Here is a 20047-nt window from a genome sequence, read left to right on the forward strand (position 1 = left end):
CCCCCATCAATATGCACAGAGAATTTTGAAAACAGCCCCTTTTCCCTATGTGAAAATATGCACAAGTGCTAAAAAGCAAATTTCCATGTACTTTCCCTTGCCTTTGCTTGACACAACTGGTATAATCATCCGGAATTTGAGAAAGCCCATGGTTTTTCTATGATTTATTCCTGAGCTTTCCAATCACACAAGCAAGAGAAAGGAACAAAGGACCGATGAAGAACTCCAAGTTATCCCTGCTTTTGGCCCTTGCCATGACCTTCTCTGTGGCCGCCCAAAGCGCACTGCCTGCTTGGGCCGCTCAGAGTCTTTCCACCCAGGAAGAGGCCACCTCTTCCCAGGAGGAAACTCCTGCGCAGGATGAGACCACCTCTTCCACCGAGGACGTTACCTCCCAGGAGGAGACCGTCTCTCCCCAGGAAGAGGTCCCCGCTGCGGAAGAAAGCGTACCTCCTCAGCAGGAGACTCCCTCTGAGGACGAGGCAACCCCTCCCCAGCAGGACACCCTCACAGAGGATACTTCCACCGAGGACACTCCCTCTCAGGATACTCCTTCTGTGACTGACCCCACCGTGGGCGGCGTGGAAGTAAACCTCTCCTCCGCCCTGCCCATGGGCCAGGACGTAGCCTTCACTCTCTCCGTGGTGGGCGAGGGTGACAGTGGTCGAGCCACCGGCACTCTGGGGGCCAACCCCGACGGCGGCGCCTCTTCCACCCTGCTTCAGGTGGAGGATCTGGAGGCTGGCGACTACCAGGTGATGCTCACCGCCCCCGGCTTTGCCACCTACACCCAGTCCCTCACCGTGGAGGCTGGCGTGTACAGCCAGCTGACGGTGTACACCTCCACCCTGTCAGGCTTTGACGCTGAGGGCAACCACCCCGGCTTCCTCCGTCTGGGTGATGTGAACGAGGACGGGGTTCTGGACAGCACCGACGTGGATCTTCTCATCGACGCCCTTCAAACCGGCAGCGACGAGACCGGAAACGCTGACCTGAACCGGGACGGCCAGTGGAATCTGGCCGACCTGGACATGCTGGCCGCCAACCTGGGGGAGAACGAGACCCAGCTGGCCAACGTGCTCTCCACCGTCCAGACCCGTCTGGCCCACACTCTGACCCAGACTGCAGCTGCCGAGGGCACCCAGGTGGAGGGCGATCTGGACGCCCTGGTCTCCACCGGTGACACTGTCACCCTGACCCCTGCCGGGTCTGGGGAGATCAGCCAGAGCAACCCCGTGGCCCTGGACTTCAACTTTGCCACCCAGCCTCAGATGGAGGGCATGACCATTGCCCCCGCGGACAGCAACCCCATCACCGGGGGCACCATTCTGGTGACCTATGAGGAGGACGGGGTGGAAAAGACCCTGGAGGCTAACATTGTGGAGGAAGTGAGCTTCTTCTCCGGCCTCATCTCCTTCTTCACCTCCGCCCCCACCGTCACCCGCCTGTCCAACGGTTCTCTCCAGGTGGACTTCGGCAAGCAGGTGGCCGTGAAGAAGATCACCTTGACCATCACCGCCACCCAGAACAAGAACCTGGCGGAGATCTCCAAGGTGGAGTTCCTCAACGACATGGAAAACCGCATCCCCGCCCCCGAGATGGACGTGCCCACCGGGCTGACTGCTGAGGCCGGGGACAAGGAGTTCACCCTGAGCTGGAAGGCCGGGGTCAACCTCACCGGCTACGAGGTGGAGATCACCGGCCCCGTCAAGGGCGGCGGCACCGTGACCACCACCATCCGTACCACCGCCAACACTCTGCTGGTGACCCAGCTGGACGGCAAGAAGCTCATCAATGGCCGGGACTACACCGTCCGGGTCCAGGGCCTCAACGGCAAGTGGTCCAGCGGCTACAGCGAGCCCATCACCGTCAGCCCCGTAGTCACCAAGCTCCCCCCCAAGCCGGACAATCTGGATGCCAGTGCCGGCTACCAGACCATCACCCTGTCTTGGAAGGACATGGACGACACCGACAGTTACACCGTGTACTACCGAGTGAAGGGTGAGAGCGAGTGGCGCACCGCCGCTTCCGGCATCACCGGCACCCAGTACACCCTGCGCAATCTGGCCGACAAGACCACTTATGAGGTGACAGTGTCCGGCACCAACGACCTGGGCGAGGGCGAGATGGCCATTCCCTCCTCTGCCACCACCCTGTCCCTGCTCCCCGCCAAGCTGCCCGCCTATCAGCTCATCAACACCTATGTGGGTGAGGGCCAGCTCACTGCCCACATTGTGGACGTGGTGCGCACCAGCGATGGATACGGCGGCAACATGGTCAACAGCCCCTTCGAAGCTGACAAGAGCAGCATGAAGGCCTGGGGTGTGGCCGACGGCGACCAGGCTTCCTACTACTACAATTCCGACTGGGACTACGGCGTCACCTATCACCGTGGCGACTGGGGCCTGAAGTTCACCTTTGACGGTGTCCAGTCCCTGGGCGGCTTGGCTCTGGTGGAGCCTCAGAACGGCGGCATCAGCCAGATTTCCGTCTTCTACTGGGACGAGACCACCGGACAGCGCCGCTCCGTGGACGGCGCCCGAGTGTCTGTGCGCCAGGATGAGAACAACCGCCGCTACCTCTACGTGTCCTTCCCCCAGGAAGTGCGCACCCAGCAGGTAATGGTGGGCTTCTCCACCGGCTACTCCCGGGGCATGAGCGTGTCCGAGGTGCTCTTCTATGGTTACGACGGCATCTATCAGGACATCATGGCCCTGTACTCCGATCCCTGCCACACCACTCTGCACACCAACGTCTCCGAGGCGGAGATTGACGCTCTGAGCACCCGCCTCAACACCCCCGATCCCGTCAGCGGCGAGCTGCACCCCGATTACAAGCAGCTGACCCGGGAGCTGGAGACCGCCCGCAAGCTGCTGAGTGGCGACATTCTGGAGACCGTCAACGTCCACGCCGGTCTGGGTGCCTCGGTGAAGGGCCGCAACGACAGCGCCCTGGGCTTCACCGGCCTCAATGACTGGCAGCCTCTGGGCGTGGTGGCCGCAGCTGGCGAGACTGTGACCATTTACGTGGGCCACACCTCCCGCCGGGTGGGCGAGAGCGCCCAGCTGCAACTGGTTTACACCCAGTACAACGCCGAGTCCGGCAAGTTTGTGGGCCAGACCTCCAACCTGGTGGTGGGCGAGAACACCATCCAGATCCCCACTCTGGTGAGCAAGGAATTTGAGCGCGGCGGCTCTTTGTACATCCGCTACACCGGCAACAACGCCAACGACCAGTACGCCGTGCGTGTGGCCGGCGGCAACCCCATCCCCACCCTGGACCTGTACGGCATCAGCGATCAGGCCCAGGCCCTGGCTCTGACCCAGACCTATGTGGAGGAGCTGGAGACCTACGTGGCCCAGCTGGAGCAGCTGCACAACACCCACCACCAGGGCAGCAACAACGCCAACGTCAACTACGACTACAACCCCGAGGAGTGCATTCTGGGCGCCACCGAGCTGATGGGCGACCGCATGCTCTTCTCCCTCTCCGCCCAGCAGGTGCTCTCCGGTCTGGGCAGCGGCACCGCCCAGGAGAAGGCCCAGCGCCTGCTGAACTCCATGGAGGCCATGGACCAGATGATGGTGGTGTTCTATCAGCACAAGGGCCTCACCGATGACGCCCCCAAGGCCATCAACAAGACCCCCTCTCAGCACTTGAATATCCGCTACATGCGCATGTTTGCCGGCGCCTTCATGTACGCCGCTGGCAACCACATCGGTGTGGGCTGGGGCTCCATCCCCGACCTGGTCACCGGCAGCCTGGTCCAGGCCGACGATCTGGGCCGCTACCTCTCCGGCAACTGGTTCGGCTGGGGCATCGGCCACGAGATTGGCCACGACATCAACCAGGGTGCCTACGCCGTGGCAGAAGTGACCAACAACTACTTCGCTCAGCTCTCCACCTATGAAAACGGCTACGTGCGCTTTGGCTACGACGCCGTGTACGATAAGGTGACCTCTGGCACCGTGGGTCAGAGCGACGACGTGTTCACTCAGCTGGCCATGTACTGGCAGCTGCGTCTGGCCTACGACAACTACTATCCCTACAAGTCCTTCACCTCCTATCAGGACGTGGTGGACAGCCTGTTCTTCGCTCGGGTGGACACCTACGCCCGTACCCCCTCCGCCGCTCCCAAGGCTGCGGAAGGCGGCATTGCTCTCACCCTGGAGGGTGACGCCAACCAGAAGTTCATGCGCCTGGCCAGCGCCGCTGCCCAGCGCGACCTCACCGAGTTCTTCCTGGCCTGGGGCATGGAGCCCAACGCCGCCACTCTGGCCTACATGGGTCAGTTTGAGAAGGAAGAGCGGGCCATTGCCTACGTCAACGACCAGGCCCAGGACTACCGCATCCAGAACCCCGACGGGGAGACCTTCCAGGGTAAGACCCAGCTGGAGCAGCAGGATGTGCAGCTGACCCTGGGCGATGACACCAACGGCCTGGCTCAGAACCAGGTGCAGCTGGCCATCCGCCCCGACCAGGCTTCCGCCTCCCTGCTGGGCTACGAGATCACTCGCACGGTGATGGCCTATGGCCAGCCTCAGACCCAGGTGGTGGGCTTCGTTCTGGCCGGTGACAACGGCGAGGCCACCTTCGTGGACACCGTGACCACCATCAACAACCGTGCCTTCACCTACCAGGTGGTGGCGGTGGATCAGTACCTGTACCGGGCTGAGCCCCTCACTCTGGAGACCGTGAAGATCAGTCACGACGGCAGCCACGACAAGAGCTTCTGGGATGTGACCACCAACATGACCTCTGAGCAGGACAGCCAGGTGGATCACGACGAGGAGAATCCCGACGCCGGGTTCAACCCCGGTCAGCACGACCATCCCACCACCCAGTCCGCCATCAGTCTGGCCTTTGACAACAACCAGAGCACCACCTACACCGGCACCACCAGCCAGGGTGACGCCATGGTGGAGATTTCCTTCGGTCAGGCTTTGGATGTCACCGGCCTGAAGCTGAACTTACCCACCCTCCCCGCTGGTACCTTGAAGGTGCAGCTGCTGGAGGATGGAACCTGGGTGGATGTGAACCTGGAGGACAAGGTCCTCACTGCTGGAGCCTCCAACACCCTGTACTTTGTCTCTGAGTCCGGCTGGATTCGCACCAGCGCCGCCACTGGCCTGCGCCTGACCTTTGTGGGCGCTCAGGAGGTGTCCCTCACCGAAGTGGATGTGCTGGGCCCCACCGGCGACAACGTGGAAATGGCCTCTGACGGCATCGGCCTGTTGGGTGAGGACTACATCTATGACCAGAATCTGTACACCAGCTCCCAGGGCCAGGACGGCTTCATTCCCGCCGGCTCCCTGGTCTACATCGGCAGCTACAAGGGTAACCCCGCCTACAACGCCGTCATCGTCTATGACCAGGACGGCAACATGGTGGGCTACACCCCCGAGGGCGAAGGCAAGTCGGAACAGATCATTCTGGCTCCCGTCCCCGATCAGGGCGATCTGGGGAACACCTCGGATGGCCGCTGGGTCTACTGGGTAGACCCCTCCGCCACCCCCCTGCCCACCTCTGTGCGGGTGGAACTGTACCGGGTGGATGACGCCATGACCAACGCCGGACAGCGGCTGGTCAGCGACTCTCTGTGGGTGGAGCTGCCCCAGGAACTGCCCACCATCACCATCACCGGCCAGGGTTGACCCTGGATCTGAGATAAAAGGAGATCACCATGAGAAAATGGATTAAGGTCCTGGCTGTAGTCGGGGTATTGGCGGTATTGCTCACCGCCCATACTCTGGCTGCCCAGGAAGCCGCCACCACCTTTGAAACCCAGGGAGACCACACCCAAGTCACCGTGGAGCTCCAGAAGGAGTCCATGGCGCAAGGCGTGTCAGCCCTGAGCGCCAACTTCCTGGTGCAGGCCACTGTGGGTGAGCTGGGTGAGGACGACGTCACCTTCCAGTTCGCCTCCACCCTCCCCGGCACCGTGCAGCGTTACGTCTACGACGCCAACACCGGCGTGCTCTCCGTCTATGTGGCTGGCGCCAACGGCGCTTTGTTTGACGGGGTCCGGGCCACTCTGGGCACTATTTCCATCGCTGCTGAGCAGGAGGTCCAGGCCCAGGTCACGTTCGGCCAGGAGGGCACCGAGCCTCTCACCCTCCTCACCGGAAGCTCCACCCAGACCACCCCCTCGGTGCAGCTGACCCAGACCACCCTCACCGCCGGTGAGACCACCCCCGATCCCGAAGTCACCCCCAGTCCTGAGATCACCCAGGCCCCCGAAGTGACTCCCAGCCCTGAAGTGACTCAGGCTCCCGAAGTCACCCCCAGCCCCGAGGTGACCGACGCCCCTGAGGCCTCTTCCAACCCCGAGACCACCCCCGCACCCCAGGTCTCCTCCAACCCTGAGACCTCTTCCAAGCCCGAGGTCACCTCTGCTCCCCAGAACACGCACCAGGGCAGCGAGGACCAGAGCAATACCCAGACCGGGGACAGCAACAACCTGGTGGTACCCGTGGTGGTACTGGCCGTATGCGTGATTCTGCTGGCCGTTGTGGTTCTGATTTGGAACAAGCGCCGCAATCACCATTAAATCCCATCGAAACACCTGTCAATACCTGCAAAAGAGCCACCCCGGCAGACCGTTTTGGTCTGCCGGGGTGGCTTCTTGTTTGGGGAGAATGGTTCAGGCCACCAGGGTAAAGCTGGCCAGAGTGAACACGCCGCAGAAAAGAGCGCAGGGTATGGCAGCACACCAGATGTTTCCATACTTACGATACATGTAGGTGACCACGCCGGTGGTGCCGCCCATCATGTAGCAGTAGCCGAAGGCGAAGTCCAGAGCGCCGCAGCTCTTGTTGACGCCGGTGCCGTAGATGTCGATCTGGGGAATGGGAGCGTAACCGGTGCCAATGATCATGGAGCCGCCGTACTGGATGATGAGCAGGATAGCCAGAGCGCCAGCGGTGAGCACGCTGTTGACAGCCACGGCAATCCACATGTCTCTACGCTCGTTGCCGGTGGAAGGCAGCACCCGCTGGGTCAGGTTGCCGCAGAACATGGCGATGAAGATGACGATGACATAGGGGATGGCGCGAATCAGGCGCATGCCGGAGGGCTTGAGATAGGTGGCCAGGGACCAGACCTGATAGTTGATGCCGGCAAACTCCTCCAGCAGCCACATCCAGGTGCAGAAGAAGATGATGGTGGCAATGCCCATGATAAAGGCACGGCCCACATTGCCCCACTTCACCTTGGTCTCGCCCTCAGCGCCCAGAGCATAGGTAGCCAGAGAGTCCTGAATACCAGCCTTCTTGCGCTTGTTGCGGGCCAGGAACAGACGCACCAGACCAATGATGGCCAGTACCATCAGCCAGGCCATGATGCCGTTGAGGTTGTTGGAGGTGAAGATCTTCTGGAAGCCGGGAATCTCACCGGCAAAGCGCATGGCATAAGCGGACACCGGCACAAAAAGGATGGCGGGGATGACAATGCTGAACAGGATATCCATGACCCAGGCTTTGGCCCCACGGCGAGGCTCCTTGACAGGTACGGCGTTGGCAATCACCGCAAAGAAGTCCAGCTGCATCATCAGGTTGAGGAAGGCAGCCAGGGCGAACATCATGGTCACAGCGGCCACGCCGGACAGGAGCTGCTGGGGAATCCAAACCAGGTTGGCGTTGTCCAGCTCAATGGGAGCGGGCACCACGCTGGTGAAGAAGCTGACGATTTCGGTGATGGTAGCAGAGCTGATGTTGCCCGTCTGGTGCAGAGTGCCGTCAATCTGGGCGTAACGGAACACCTTTCCGTTGCGGTCATAGTCCTTGTTGATCTCCAGATCGGGGATGACGGCCTGCTCGGCCACCCACTCCAGGCACACCTGAGGATCGCCCAGGAAGTCGCCGTCATACTGGTCGGCGGTGGATTTGACCAAGCAGAAGTTGGTGTCCACGTGGGAGAAACCACCGGAGACAAACTGCAGGAAGGGGCCAAATACCTGGCACATGCTGTTGATGTTGATCTGCTCGGACAGGGCATCATACACAGCCAGGCCCGTGCCGGTACCGGCGGAGTAGCCCAGCAGGTTCACGCCGTAGTCGTGGTCCACAAAGGACAGGGTGTTAGCGTACTGGGTGACAATGGTAGCCTGTGCATCACGGCTGGTCACCGCAGACTCACCGCCGCCAGCCAGGTCGGGGCTGACCACCACATAGCCACGGCGAGCAAGCTCCATGCTCCAGGTGTCGTTGGAGTGGGTGGCATTGGAACGGCCATGGAACAACACGATCACCGGAGCCGGGGTCTCATCGGTAGCGTTGGCAGGGACGTAGGTCAGGCCGCTGATGGTCTCGCCGTTGTTGCCCGCCAGATAGAAGCGGTCAATCTTTACTTGGCCCCAGCTGGTCTGCAGGCCCCAGATGCCGATGGAAACCACCAGCAAAATGGCCATGCAGATGGCAAAGAACCGAACGGCAATCTTTTTGGAATTTTGGGTTTTCGTCATTGCATTTTCCTCCTTACTCTCTCTTGCACAAAAACCACTGTGCACATCTCATCCAGCTTCATCCATTTGCTGTATTCCCACTGTACATAACCCGTTCGGTTCTTGCAAGAGATTCGACGTAAGTGGCCCAATTTCCCGCGCAACTGCACCCGGTATTTTGTGCTCTTTCCACAGTTATCTTTCGTTACACTCCATTCTTTCCAGCACAGAGCACAATTCCTCGTTGCGTTTTTTCTCTTTATATGGTAAAATCCAGATAACCTAGTTAACTTTGTGAGAGAGGGAGGGGGGGTTATGTGGAATGTCGTCGTCTGCGACGACGAGGCCGCTGTGCACCGTCAGCTTCAATCCTACCTGGACCAGTTCGCCCAGGAGAGCGGATATTCCTTTCATCTGGCCCACTGCCACAGCGCCGAGCAGCTGCTGAGCATGGTAAGCCCCCACACCGATTTGCTGTTTCTAGATATCAGCATGGGAGCCATGAGCGGTATGGAGGCCGCCCACATTCTGCGGCAGACCTACCCCGAACTGTGCCTGGTGTTTCTCACTTCCATGGTGCAGTATGCCCTGGAGGGGTACCAGGTGCACGCCTTCGGCTTTTTGGCCAAGCCTCTGACCTACGCCCAATTTCGCCTGCAAATGGCGGATGTGGTGCGGGCACTGAGTGCCAAGCAAAGCCAGACCATATCCCTGAAAATTGGCACTGAGGTGCATAATCTGTCTCCGTCTTCCATTTTGTATGCAGAGGTGTGTAACCACAACGTGGACATCCACCTGCTGGACAGCACCCTGCGTTGCTACGGCACCATTACAGAGGTAGAGCAGTTGCTTGCTCCCCACGGCTTTTCTCGCCCTCATCAGAGCTATCTGGTCAACTTGCGCCGCATTTCCACCATTACCCAGACAGACGTCCACATGGATAACGGGAGTGTTTTGCCCCTGAGCAAGCGCAAACGCAAGGAGTTTCTCCAGGATTTCACCACTTATTTGGGGAGTGCTCTGCCATGAACTACTGGAAATTATGGAACTTTGCCACGGATTTTCTCTTTACCATCTGGTTTTTCTGGCGGGTGCACCCCTCTTCTAACCTCTCTCGCCGCCGAGTCTGTGCCGGGTACTTGCTCTTTCTCCTTCTCATTCCCCTCTACTTGCTGGCTCTAACCTACCAAGGGGAACCGGTGGATACATTGATTCGCTTCTTTCTGCGCTGGGGTGTCTATTCCGGCTATGTGTATCTGGTCAAAGGCCGCTCTCTTTCGTGCAGTCTGTACTTTGGCGTGCTGGCCTGGCTGGTGTTCACCACCGCCAACTGCCTGCTTTTGACCCCTACCCTGTACCCCCTCCACGGCACCGGGTTCTGGACTGCCCAACTCATGGAATTTTGCTTTACCCTTCTCACGGTGACCCTGTGCAGCCGCCTGGTCCCCCTCAATGAGATCGCCTACATCGGTTGGCCCCGGGTATATGTCATGGTGGTTTTGGTGTGTCTGCAACTCCACCTCAAAGCCTCGTTGGGCCATCTGTCCACCATCGTCCACCCGGATGAGCCCCTGGTTCTCACCAGTTACCCCTTTATTCTCCAACTGCTTCTGCTCTCTGCCATCATTTTCTTCGAGTGGTACCAGCACAGCCGGTATCAGCAGGAAAACGCCCGTCTGTCCGATGTGGCCAACCGCTACCGCTACGAGTACGCCCAGGTCAGCGCGGACGCCGATGCCAACCTGCGGCAGATTCACCACGACCTGAAAAACCACCTCTACGCCATTCAGCGCCTGTCCAACCACTCCAACCAGGAGCTCCAGGCCTATATCCAAAGCCTCACCCAGGACCTGGGGGAATACGAAAGCCTGGTGGACTCGGGCAACGACCTGCTGAATGGTCTGCTCTCCCACAAAATTCGTCTGGCCCGCAGCCAGAACATCCCCATCACCGTCCAAGTAGACTTCTCCCAGGGCGGTTTTCTCCAGGACAAAGATATGTGCGCCCTGTTTGGCAACGCCTTGGACAATGCCCTGGAGGCCAGTGCGGCAGTTCAAACCCCGGATCTGCGCAGTATTCTGGTCAGGTGTCAGACCACCGGGGGCAATCTGGTGCTCACCGTGGCCAACTACTATGAAGGGGAGCTGAAACAGGTGGGACGGCGCATCCTCACCCGCAAGCAGGAACCGGGCCACGGGGTGGGCCTGTCCAGCATCGCCCGCACCGCAGGACTGTACCAGGGTACCGTCACTCACTACACCGATCCCCTGCACAATTTTGTGCTGGTGGTGGCCATTCCCATCCCCCCACAGGCATAAAAAACCCTCGACCGATTGGTCGAGGGTTTTTTGCTTTTCTCTTACACCAGAGCCAGCACCATGGTGAGAACCATGAATACAATAGCCACCCACTTGGTCATCTTAGCCATGCGGGCATCGGCGGTCTTGGCCTTGTTCTTGGACAGGAAGGTATCGGCAGCACCAGAGATGGCACCGGACAGGCCGGCGCTCTTTCCGGACTGGAGCATCACAATCACGATCAGAGCCAGAGACACCACAAAATAGATGATAGACAGAATCAGCTGAGGCATGGTCATGGACATGGAATTCAATCCTTTCGGTCACAGTGTAAAAATGGGCGCAATGGCCCTTACAAGTACCAACTATGATACCATACCGTGCAGGGAATTGCAAGTGCTTTTCCTACACACCCCGGACACCGTCCGGCGATTGCGCCGCAGGTGTCCCACCAAGGTAACCATACCAGTGACCAGCAGCACCAGATAGCAGCTCACCGTCCGAGTGAGAATCATGGCTGGGGCCACCAGCTGGGTGCCAAACACCACCAGGAAGGAGCGGAGAAACACCCCTTCTGCAGCGCCGGCAGACCCAGGTAAGGGCAAAAAGCCCACCGCCACCGAGCACAGCACCTGCAACCCTGCCACCTGCACCAGCCCCATGCCGGAAAGGCCGAAAGAGCGGTAGACCAGGTAGGGGATGAGGTAGGAGCAGGCCAGCTGGGCCGCACTCAGGCCCACCACCCCCACCAGCACCAGGGGGTTGCGTGCAATGACCCGGGCGCCCTGGCGGTACTGCTCCAAAACCTTCTCCAGCTTCTCCTCCAGCTGGGCTTGGTCCAGCCGACCCACCAGGCGGCAGGCCAGGGCAATGCCCCACTGGCCCAGCCGCCGGGCGGGGCCAGGGAGAAAGAGCAGCAGGATCATGGCCACATTCAGCCCCAGGAAGATGGCCAGCCCAACACCGATGAGCAGCCCCACCTGGCCCCCCAGCTGTTCCAGTAGGGAACCGCCAAAGTACAGCGCCGCCAGGGCGTAGCCCACCACCGCCGTATGATAGCCAATGCTCACCAGCAGCATATCAATGGTCCCCGACACCACCGGCACCCCGTCCCGGTTCATGTAGTAGACCTGGGCGGGCTGACCTCCTGTGGCGGAAGGGGTAATGTTGCTGAAAAAGAACCCGGTACATGAGTAGAAATAGCACCGGCGGAAGGGCTGGGCGCAGCCTAAGGCCCCCAGTACCAGCCGGGTGGCTCCCGCCTCACAGGCGATGAACAGGGCCATCACCGGCAGGGTCAGCAGCAAGATGCGGCCATCCGCCCGGGCGATGGCCCCGGCCAGCTCCCCGGGGGACTGCTGGCGCAAAATGGTGTAGGCGGTGCCCAACAGCAACAGGGCCATGACCCCAAACCACACCATCTGTCGCTTTCCCGTCCGCTTCATGCCACCACCTTCTCTCCGGCCAGCTGTTCCACCACGGCGCACACTGCCGCCCGGCACATGGTGTTGGCCGAGCGCTCCATGGCCGCCCGCATCTGAGCCAAACCAACGGGATCGTACAGGGTGGATGCAATGGCGTCCAAGCAGTCGCTCTCCTCCTTGGTGGCCAGACGGGCCATTCCAGCCTCCACCAGGAAACGGGCGTTTTCCCGCTCCTGCTCCAAGAAGGGCTCCCACACCAGCATGGGCAGGCGGCTGGCAATGGCCTCAAAGACGGTGATGCCACCGGGCTTGGACAGCATCAGGTGGGCCCGGGCCATATACTGGTCCACCTGGGTGGTAAAGCCCACCACCTCAATGTTCTCATACTTGCCATGAAGCCGCTCATACAGCTTCTCGTTGCGTCCCGTGAGGATGGTCACGTGAATGTCAGGCAGGTCGTCCAGCTGCTGATAAAACCGGTCACCCCGGGGCATAAGCCCCAGACCGCCGCCCATGATGAGCAGCTCCCGCTTGCCACTGCTGGGTTGGCCCTGGGTAAACTGCTCCCCCACAGGAATACCGGAGACAAAAATCCGCTCCCCCTCCACGCCCTTGGACACCAGCCCCTGACGTACCTGCTGGGAGGCCACCAGATAGACGTCGGTGCCGGGGTGAATCCACTCGCTGTGACAGGTCACATCGGTGATGCAGGTGATGAGGGACACCTGGCCCCCCTCTTTTTTATATCGGGCCACCACGCCGGAGCACACGGGATGGGTGGACACCACCACATCTGCCCCTGTCTCAAACAAAAGCTCCTCCAGGTGCTCCACCCAGGCCCCCGCCAGAGGCATGTCGCCCTCCACGTTGCGGGTCAGGCGGTGAAAGAGGTTATACAGTCCCCCGCCGTACTTTACCAGCCACCCAAACATGCGGTACAGGGTGGGGGCGAACTCGGGCATGGCGTAGTCAAAGAAATCCACCGTTTCCACCGCGTGTCCCTCCCGCTCCAGCTGCTGCTGCAAGGCACGGGAAGCAGACCAGTGGCCCATACCAAATTTTCCGGTTAAAATGAGGATTTTCATATATTTTCTCCCTTGAGGTCCTAAATTTTTTCATCCTATTTCAACCAATATGATAGCAGACGCATTTTAGGTTTTCCCGTGGTTCTGGTTAAGCTTTCCTTAAGGAGTGGTAAATTCTTGGAAAAGCTCCTCCAGTTTCACCCATTCTATGGAAATTGGTGGCGTGTCCTGGCAGCACACGGACACCCACCACCCCTTTCCCTCATAGCTTTGATGGGGGCACGGTGGAGGCAAGGGCACGTTTCGGGGCGGATAGAGGGGGGTGTCCCCCAGCTTACACCAGCTCTCCATCAGGGTCCACAGCCGGGTAAAGTCCTCGTCGGTACCGTCCCACAGCCCCATGCGCGCCTCCGTCAGACAGTACCGGGGCAGGCCGGGGCGATGGGGCTTGACCAGCTCGATATCCACACCCACCGGGTACTCCGACAAAGCGCACAGGGCGTATCCCCCGGAGTGGGACAGGGACAGCCAGCGACCTTCCCCGGGGATCAGGGGCTTGCCCCGGGGGCTCAGCTCCAACTGGGGCAGCTCTCCCCAGCCGTATTTCTGGGCAGCCAGACGCAGCAGCGGGCGGCTGAGTTTCCGCCCGTCCTCTCCCTTGACCCCATAAATCTTCGTGGACATATCCACACCCCTCTCCATAAAAAACAGCCTGCGAACCACACCGATTCGCAGGCTGTGTCTTAGCTTCATAGTATCCGGGGATGGAGCCCTTGTCAAGAGATGACTCTCACCCGAATGATGCCGTCAATGGCTCGGATGTCGTCAATGACACTCTCCTCCACGGCAGAACCCACATCCACCAGGGTGTAGGCGAAGTCCCCCCGGGACTTGTTGGTCATGTTCTCCACGTTTACCCCGTCGCCAGAGAGCTGGGCGGTGATGTTGGCCAGCATGGCGGGAATGTTGCGGTGGATGATGCACAACCGCTGCACGCCGGAGCGCTCCATCTCCACGTTGGGGAAGTTGACGGAATTTTTGATGTTGCCGTTTTCCAAGAAGTCCCGCAACTGCTGGGCGGCCATGATGGCGCAGTTGTCCTCGCTCTCGGGGGTGGAGGCTCCCAGGTGGGGAATGGGCACCACATTGGGGGCCAGGGTAATGGTATTGTTGGGGAAGTCGGTGACATAGCGGGCCACCTTGCCGCTCTGCAAAGCGGCCATCATGGCCTCGTCGTCCACCAGCTCGCCACGAGCCAGGTTGACCACCCGCACCCCGTCCTTCATCTGGGCGATGGTGTCGGCGTTGATGGTGTGGCGGGTGTCGGGGGTGTAGGGCACGTGGATGGTCACATAGTCACAGGCCCGGTACAGCTCAGCCACATCCTTGACCACATGCACATGGCGGTCCAGCCGTAGGGCGGTGGCCACGGACAGGAAGGGATCATAGCCGTACACTTCCATCCCCAGAGACAGGGCCACATTGGCCACCAGAGCGCCGATGGCGCCCAAACCGATGACACCCAAAGTCTTGCGGTACAGCTCGGGGCCCACAAAGGCGGACTTGCCCTTTTCCACCGCGGCCGCCACGTCGGTATCGGGGTTTGCAGCCTGGGCCTTCACCCATTCCACGCCCCCCACCAGGTCACGGGAGGCCATGAGCATGGCGGCAATCACCAGCTCCTTGACGCCGTTGGCGTTGGCTCCGGGGGTGTTGAACACCACAATGCCCTTCTGGGCGCACTCAGCCACAGGGATGTTGTTGGTGCCTGCCCCCGCCCGGGCGATGCCCCACAGAGTGTCGGGGAAGGGATAGTCATGGAGTTTGGCCGAGCGGACCAGAATGCCCTCCTCCCCCTCTACGTTGTCCCCCACCTGGTAGTCGGCGGGGAACTGATTGAGCCCAACTTGGGCGATTTTATTCATGGTTTTAATGCGAAACATGTTGTTTTCCCCCTGTCTCAGCCGTTGGCCTGGTCAAAGGCCCGGATGAAGTCCGCCAGCTTCTCCACCCCTTCGGTGGGCATGGCGTTGTAGATGGAGGCCCGCATGCCTCCCACGTTGCGGTGGCCCTTGAGGTTGACAAAGCCCGCCGCCGTGGCCTCGGCCACAAACTTGGCATCCAGATCGGCGTTTCCGGTACGGAAGGTGACGTTCATGTCGGAACGGCTTCCCTTCTGGGCCGGGCAGGTGAACAGCTTGGAGTCGTCCAGCACATCATAGAGCAGCTGGGCCTTGGCGTGCTTGATCTTCTCCATACCTTCCACGCCGCCCCGCTCTTCCAGCCACTCCAGCACCAGCCCCAGCATGTAGATGCACCAGCAGGGGGGCGTGTTGTACATGGAGTCCTTGTCGATCATGGTCTTGTAGTTCATCATCAAGGGGGTATAGGGCAGCTCGTGACCCGCCAAGTCCTCCCGGACAATGGCCACGGTGAGACCGGCGGGGGCCAGGTTCTTTTGAGCGCCGCCGTAGATAATGCCATACTTGGACACATCCACCGTCCGGCTCAAAAAGTCGGAGGACATGTCGCACACCAGGGGCACATCGCCGGTGTCGGGAATGTACTGCCACTCGGTGCCGTAGATGGTGTTGTTGGCACAATAATGGAAGTAGCTGGCCTCCGGGTCCAGCTTCAGCTGGTCCTGGGTAGGAATATAGGTGTGGTTTTGGTCCTCACTGGAGGCGGCCAGATTGATTTGGCCGTACTTTTTGGCCTCTTTGTAGGCGATGTTGGAGAAGTTGCCGGTGACGGCGTAGTCCGCCTTTCCCGTCTTGCCAATGAGGTTCAGGGGCACCATGGAGAACTGGCCCGAGGCTCCCCCCTGCAAAAACAGCACCTTATAATTGTCGGGCACATGGAACAGACGAATGAACCGCTCCTTGGTGTCCTGAAAAATCTTGTCAAAAACCTTAGATCGGTGGCTCATCTCCATCACTGACATGCCAGAGCCCTGATAATTGGTGATCTCTGACCCGGCTCGGGTGAGGACTTCCAGCGGAAGCATGGAAGGGCCTGCGGAAAAGTTGTATACACGTTGATTGCCCATGAGCAGTTTCTCCTCTCTGAGATTTTTCACACTGTTTTGCTATCACTTTAGTGTGTTATATGCTATTATAGTTCGCTGGAGGACATCTGTCAACGGTGGAACATACATTCTCTTTATTTTGGCAAAGTACCCCGGTATGTGCCCAGAATCTCCCTCCTGTTTTGTCCAAAGTACCCAGAAGCCAGCGCATCATTCCAGTGTATGCTTCACTCATGGGATGGTTGCATGAAAAAAGCCGCCCCCAGTTTCCACTGGGAGCGGCTTTTGAGAACGCACAAAACGCCTCGCAGAGTTTTTAGCCCGGAGGCCAAGTCATATCCCGGCCGGACAAAACGTGGAAGTGCAGGTGATGCACGCTCTGGCCCGCCTGCTCGCCGCAGTTGGACACCACGCGGTAGCTGTCCAGGCCCAGGTCCTTTGCCACCTTGGCGATGACGGCCATCATGTGGCCCACCAGGGCAGCGTTGTCCTCATTGACCTCCGCCACGGAGGCAATGTGCTGGCGGGGAATCACCAGGAAGTGGGTGGGCGCCTGGGGGTCGATGTCGTAGAAAGCCACGCACACCTCGTCCTCATAGGCCCGCTTGGAGGGAATCTCCCCCGCTGCGATCTTACAAAAGAGGCAATCAGACATGGTATCAACTCCTTTCCTGAAAGCATTTTAAAAAGCCTCGCAGAGTTTTCCCGCCCTTGGCGGGAAAATAAATTGAAATCTCGTCATTTTCACGGACATGTGCCGGGAAAATGACACTTCTCATGGTGCATGGGGTGACTTTTTCGTCAGAAATCGAACCCCATGCACCATGCAAATCCTCCATCAAATGCTAGCATTTGATGGAATGACTTACAGGCCCAGTTTCATAGAGACAACGTTATCCACCATAGCCAGGGCGTTATCCACCATCAGGGGATCTTTGCCGCCACCCATGGCGGAGTCGGGCTTGCCGCCGCCGGAACCGCCGGCAATGGCGGACACCTGCTTGATGATGTCGCCGGCCTTGATGCCCAGGCCCACGGCCTCCTTGCCGCAGGCGGCCACAAAGGTAATCTTACCACCGTTGACGGAGGCCAGGACTGCCACCACGTTGGGAGCCTTGTCCTTGATGGCGTCGCCCATCTGACGCAGGGAGTTGCCGTCGGAGTCGGGCACGGTGGCGGTGATAACCTTCAGGGGGCCCACGTCGTGGGCGCCAAAGAGGATGCGGTCGGCCTCGCCGGCAGCTTCCTTGCTCTTGTAGTTCTCAATGGCCTGACGGGCAGCCTTCAGATCCGCCACCTGCTGCTCCAGCTTGGAGGTGAGGTCGGCGGGGTTGGTCTTGAGGATCTGGGCAGCCTGGAAGATGAGCTGCTGGTTGTGGTTCATGGCCTCCAGGGTCAGCTTACCCACGGTGGCCTCAATACGGCGCACGCCGCTGGCCACGGAGCCCTCGGACTTGATGCGGAAGGTACCGGCCTTGGCAGTGTTGTCCAGGTGGGTGCCGCCGCAGAACTCCATGGAGAAGTCGCCCATCTCCACCACGCGCACCACGTCGCCGTACTTCTCACCGAACATGGCCACAGCGCCCTTCTTCTTGGCCTCGTCAATGGGAAGCACCTCGGTGACCACGGGGTAGCCGTTCAAAATGGCATCGTTGACCAGCTTGTCCACCTGAGCCAACTCCTCGGCGGTGATACCCTCGAAGTGGGTGAAGTCAAAGCGGATGCGGTCAGGCTCCACCAGAGAGCCAGCCTGGTGCACGTGGTCGCCCAGCACCTTTTTCAGGGCGGCATCCAGCAGGTGGGTGGCGGAGTGAGCACGCATGACGGCCTGACGGCGCTCCACGTCAATGGCGGCCTTCACGGTGTCCCCCACCTTCAGGGTGCCGCCAGTGAGCTTGCCGTAGTGCATATACTTGCCACCCTTGTTCTTCTGCACGTCGTGGATGGTGAACACCGCCTCGCCCACAGTCAGGGTACCGTGGTCGGCCACCTGGCCGCCCATCTCGGCATAGAAGGGGGTGCGGTCCAGCACCACGATGCCCTCCACGCCGCTCATCATCTCCTCGGCCTGAACGTTCTCCACCACCATGGCGATGACCTTGGCATCGTCCAGAACGGTGTGATCGTAGCCCTCAAACTGGGTCTCGGGCAGCTCCTTGCCGAACTCGATGCCAGCCCAGCCCAGATCGCCCAGAGCCTCGCGGGCCTTGCGGGCGCGAACCTTCTGCTCCTCCATGAAGGCGCGGAAGCCAGCCTCGTCCACGGTCAGGCCCTCGTCCTGGGCCATTTCCATGGTCAGGTCGATGGGGAATCCATAGGTGTCGTAGAGCTTGAAGGCGTCCTCGCCGGAGAACACGGTCTCGCCCTTGGCCTTGTGCTGGGAGAGCATGTCGGAAAAGATCTTCAAGCCGCTGTCGATGGTCTTGGCGAAGTTCTCCTCCTCCACCCGGATGACCTTGGTGATATAGGCCTGCTTCTCCACCAGATCGGGGTAAGCGGTGCCGTTGACCTCGATGACGGTGTCACACACCCGGTACAGGAAGGGATCGTTGACGCCCAACAGCTTGCCGTGACGGGCAGCCCGACGCAGCAGGCGGCGCAGCACGTAGCCACGGCCCTCGTTGGAGGGGAGCACGCCGTCGCAGATCATCATGGTAGCGGAACGGATGTGGTCGGTGATGATACGCAGGGACACGTCACGGCTCTCGCTCTGTCCGTACCGGGCACCGGTGATCTCAGAGACCTTGTTGGTGATGTTCATCACGGTATCGGTGTCGAACAGGGAAGACACGTTCTGGCACACGCAGGCCAGACGCTCCAGGCCCATGCCGGTGTCGATGTTCTTCTGCACCAGCTCGGTGTAGTGGCCCTCGCCGTCGTTGTTGAACTGGGAGAACACGTTGTTCCACACTTCCATATAACGGTCGCAGTCACAACCCACAGTGCAGCCGGGCTGGCCGCAGCCGTACTCCTCGCCGCGGTCGTAGTACACCTCGGAGCAGGGGCCACAGGGGCCGGAGCCGTGCTCCCAGAAGTTGTCCTTCTTGCCGAAGCGGAAGATGCGCTCGGCGGGGATGCCGATCTCCTTGTTCCAAATCTCGAAGGCCTCGTCGTCCTCCTCGTAGATGGAGGGGTACAGGCGGTTGGGGTCCAGGCCCACCCACTCAGGGCTGGTCAGAAACTCCCAGCACCAGGCAATGGCCTCATGCTTGAAGTAGTCGCCGAAGGAGAAGTTGCCCAGCATCTCAAAGTAGGTGCCGTGGCGGGCGGTCTTGCCGATGTTCTCAATGTCACCGGTGCGGATGCACTTCTGGCAGGTGGTGACACGGCGGCGGGGAGGCTCCTGCTCACCGGTGAACCAGGGCTTCATGGGCGCCATGCCGCTGTTGATGAGCAGCAGAGAGGCGTCGTTCTGGGGAATCAGGGAAAAGCTGGGCAGACGCAGGTGTCCCTTGGTCTCAAAGAAGGACAGGAACATCTCGCGCAGCTCGTTGACCCCGAAGGGCTTGGGGTTGCTCATGGGAATATACCTCCATTTAAAAATTAACAAAATAAAAAAGCCCCCACCAAAGCGCAGGGGCAAAGCACAACGCTTCACGGTACCACCCTGTTTATCCTCTGGCAAGGACATCTCTGGTCATCCGATAACGGGGATGGGCCGTCCTGTTCCTCGCAGGAGACAAACAGAGTGGCGCAGAGAAACCGCACTTGCCGGGGGCTTTCACCCTCCCCCCTCGCTTTGGGCCGCTGGTGGCTCTTTGGCTCTGCTATGGTCTTTAGCTGTTACATTTTATCACATTCTTGGCAGATGTCAAGGTTGATAACCCCATCCA

At 60.0% G+C, this 20047-nt stretch carries 13 protein-coding genes; 4 read left to right on the forward strand and 9 right to left on the reverse strand.

Annotation, left to right across the window (positions count from 1 at the left end; translation table 11 throughout):
- Positions 1–215 precede the first annotated feature (215 nt).
- Both B5G37_RS06490 and B5G37_RS06495 read left to right on the forward strand, forming a co-directional pair.
- A complete protein-coding gene (locus tag B5G37_RS06490; protein ID WP_087255672.1) occupies positions 216–5654 on the forward strand; it encodes a fibronectin type III domain-containing protein in 5439 nt (1812 codons plus the stop codon).
- Positions 5655–5683: 29 nt separating this feature from the next.
- Complete coding sequence (locus tag B5G37_RS06495; protein ID WP_087255674.1) at positions 5684–6550, forward strand: hypothetical protein; 867 nt, start codon at positions 5684–5686, stop codon at positions 6548–6550.
- A gap of 93 nt (positions 6551–6643) precedes the next feature.
- On the opposite strand, the gene B5G37_RS06500 is transcribed toward B5G37_RS06495, so the two are convergent.
- The gene (locus B5G37_RS06500; protein WP_087255677.1) at positions 6644–8461 is read right to left on the reverse strand and encodes a hypothetical protein; all 1818 of its coding nucleotides are present in this window, start codon (positions 8459–8461) and stop codon (positions 6644–6646) included.
- A 294-nt stretch (positions 8462–8755) separates the two neighbouring features.
- Here B5G37_RS06500 and B5G37_RS06505 point away from each other — a divergent pair, with 294 nt between their 5' ends.
- Together B5G37_RS06505 and B5G37_RS06510 are read left to right on the forward strand one after the other, a co-directional pair.
- Complete coding sequence (locus tag B5G37_RS06505) at positions 8756–9469, forward strand: LytTR family DNA-binding domain-containing protein (RefSeq protein WP_087255680.1); 714 nt, start codon at positions 8756–8758, stop codon at positions 9467–9469.
- Positions 9466–10758 carry a sensor histidine kinase gene (locus tag B5G37_RS06510; RefSeq protein WP_087255682.1) on the forward strand — a complete coding sequence of 431 codons (1293 nt, stop codon included), beginning with the start codon at positions 9466–9468 and terminating at the stop codon, positions 10756–10758. The genes B5G37_RS06505 and B5G37_RS06510 overlap by 4 nt, the downstream gene beginning before the upstream one ends.
- 41 nt (positions 10759–10799) lie before the next feature.
- Here the strand turns inward: B5G37_RS06510 and secG are convergent, their stop codons facing one another.
- From secG to alaS, 8 genes are all read right to left on the reverse strand, one after another.
- Complete coding sequence (gene secG, locus B5G37_RS06515) at positions 10800–11042, reverse strand: preprotein translocase subunit SecG (RefSeq protein ID WP_343229692.1); 243 nt, start codon at positions 11040–11042, stop codon at positions 10800–10802.
- Positions 11043–11102: 60 nt separating this feature from the next.
- A complete protein-coding gene (locus B5G37_RS06520; RefSeq protein WP_087255686.1) occupies positions 11103–12182 on the reverse strand; it encodes a lysylphosphatidylglycerol synthase transmembrane domain-containing protein in 1080 nt (359 codons plus the stop codon).
- Complete coding sequence (locus B5G37_RS06525) at positions 12179–13246, reverse strand: glycosyltransferase (RefSeq protein WP_087255688.1); 1068 nt, start codon at positions 13244–13246, stop codon at positions 12179–12181. The genes B5G37_RS06520 and B5G37_RS06525 overlap by 4 nt, the downstream gene beginning before the upstream one ends.
- 99 nt (positions 13247–13345) lie before the next feature.
- Complete coding sequence (locus B5G37_RS06530) at positions 13346–13870, reverse strand: hypothetical protein (protein WP_087255690.1); 525 nt, start codon at positions 13868–13870, stop codon at positions 13346–13348.
- Positions 13871–13962: 92 nt separating this feature from the next.
- On the reverse strand, positions 13963–15129 hold the full coding sequence (locus B5G37_RS06535; RefSeq protein ID WP_087255693.1) for a phosphoglycerate dehydrogenase: 1167 nt from the start codon (positions 15127–15129) through the stop codon (positions 13963–13965).
- Between the two features lie 17 nt (positions 15130–15146).
- Positions 15147–16235, reverse strand: a complete 1089-nt coding sequence (gene serC / locus B5G37_RS06540; RefSeq protein WP_087255695.1) for a 3-phosphoserine/phosphohydroxythreonine transaminase — start codon at positions 16233–16235, stop codon at positions 15147–15149.
- Between the two features lie 295 nt (positions 16236–16530).
- Positions 16531–16869 (reverse strand): histidine triad nucleotide-binding protein, encoded by a 339-nt coding sequence (locus tag B5G37_RS06545; RefSeq protein ID WP_087255698.1) that lies wholly within the window; start codon positions 16867–16869, stop codon positions 16531–16533.
- A gap of 210 nt (positions 16870–17079) precedes the next feature.
- Positions 17080–19734: an alanine--tRNA ligase gene (alaS, locus tag B5G37_RS06550; RefSeq protein ID WP_087255700.1), complete on the reverse strand. Its 2655-nt coding sequence runs from the start codon at positions 19732–19734 to the stop codon at positions 17080–17082.
- Positions 19735–20047 lie beyond the last annotated feature (313 nt).

It is taken from the genome of Pseudoflavonifractor sp. An85, from assembly GCF_002161235.1.
Taxonomy (GTDB): Bacteria; Bacillota; Clostridia; order Oscillospirales; family Oscillospiraceae; genus Enterenecus.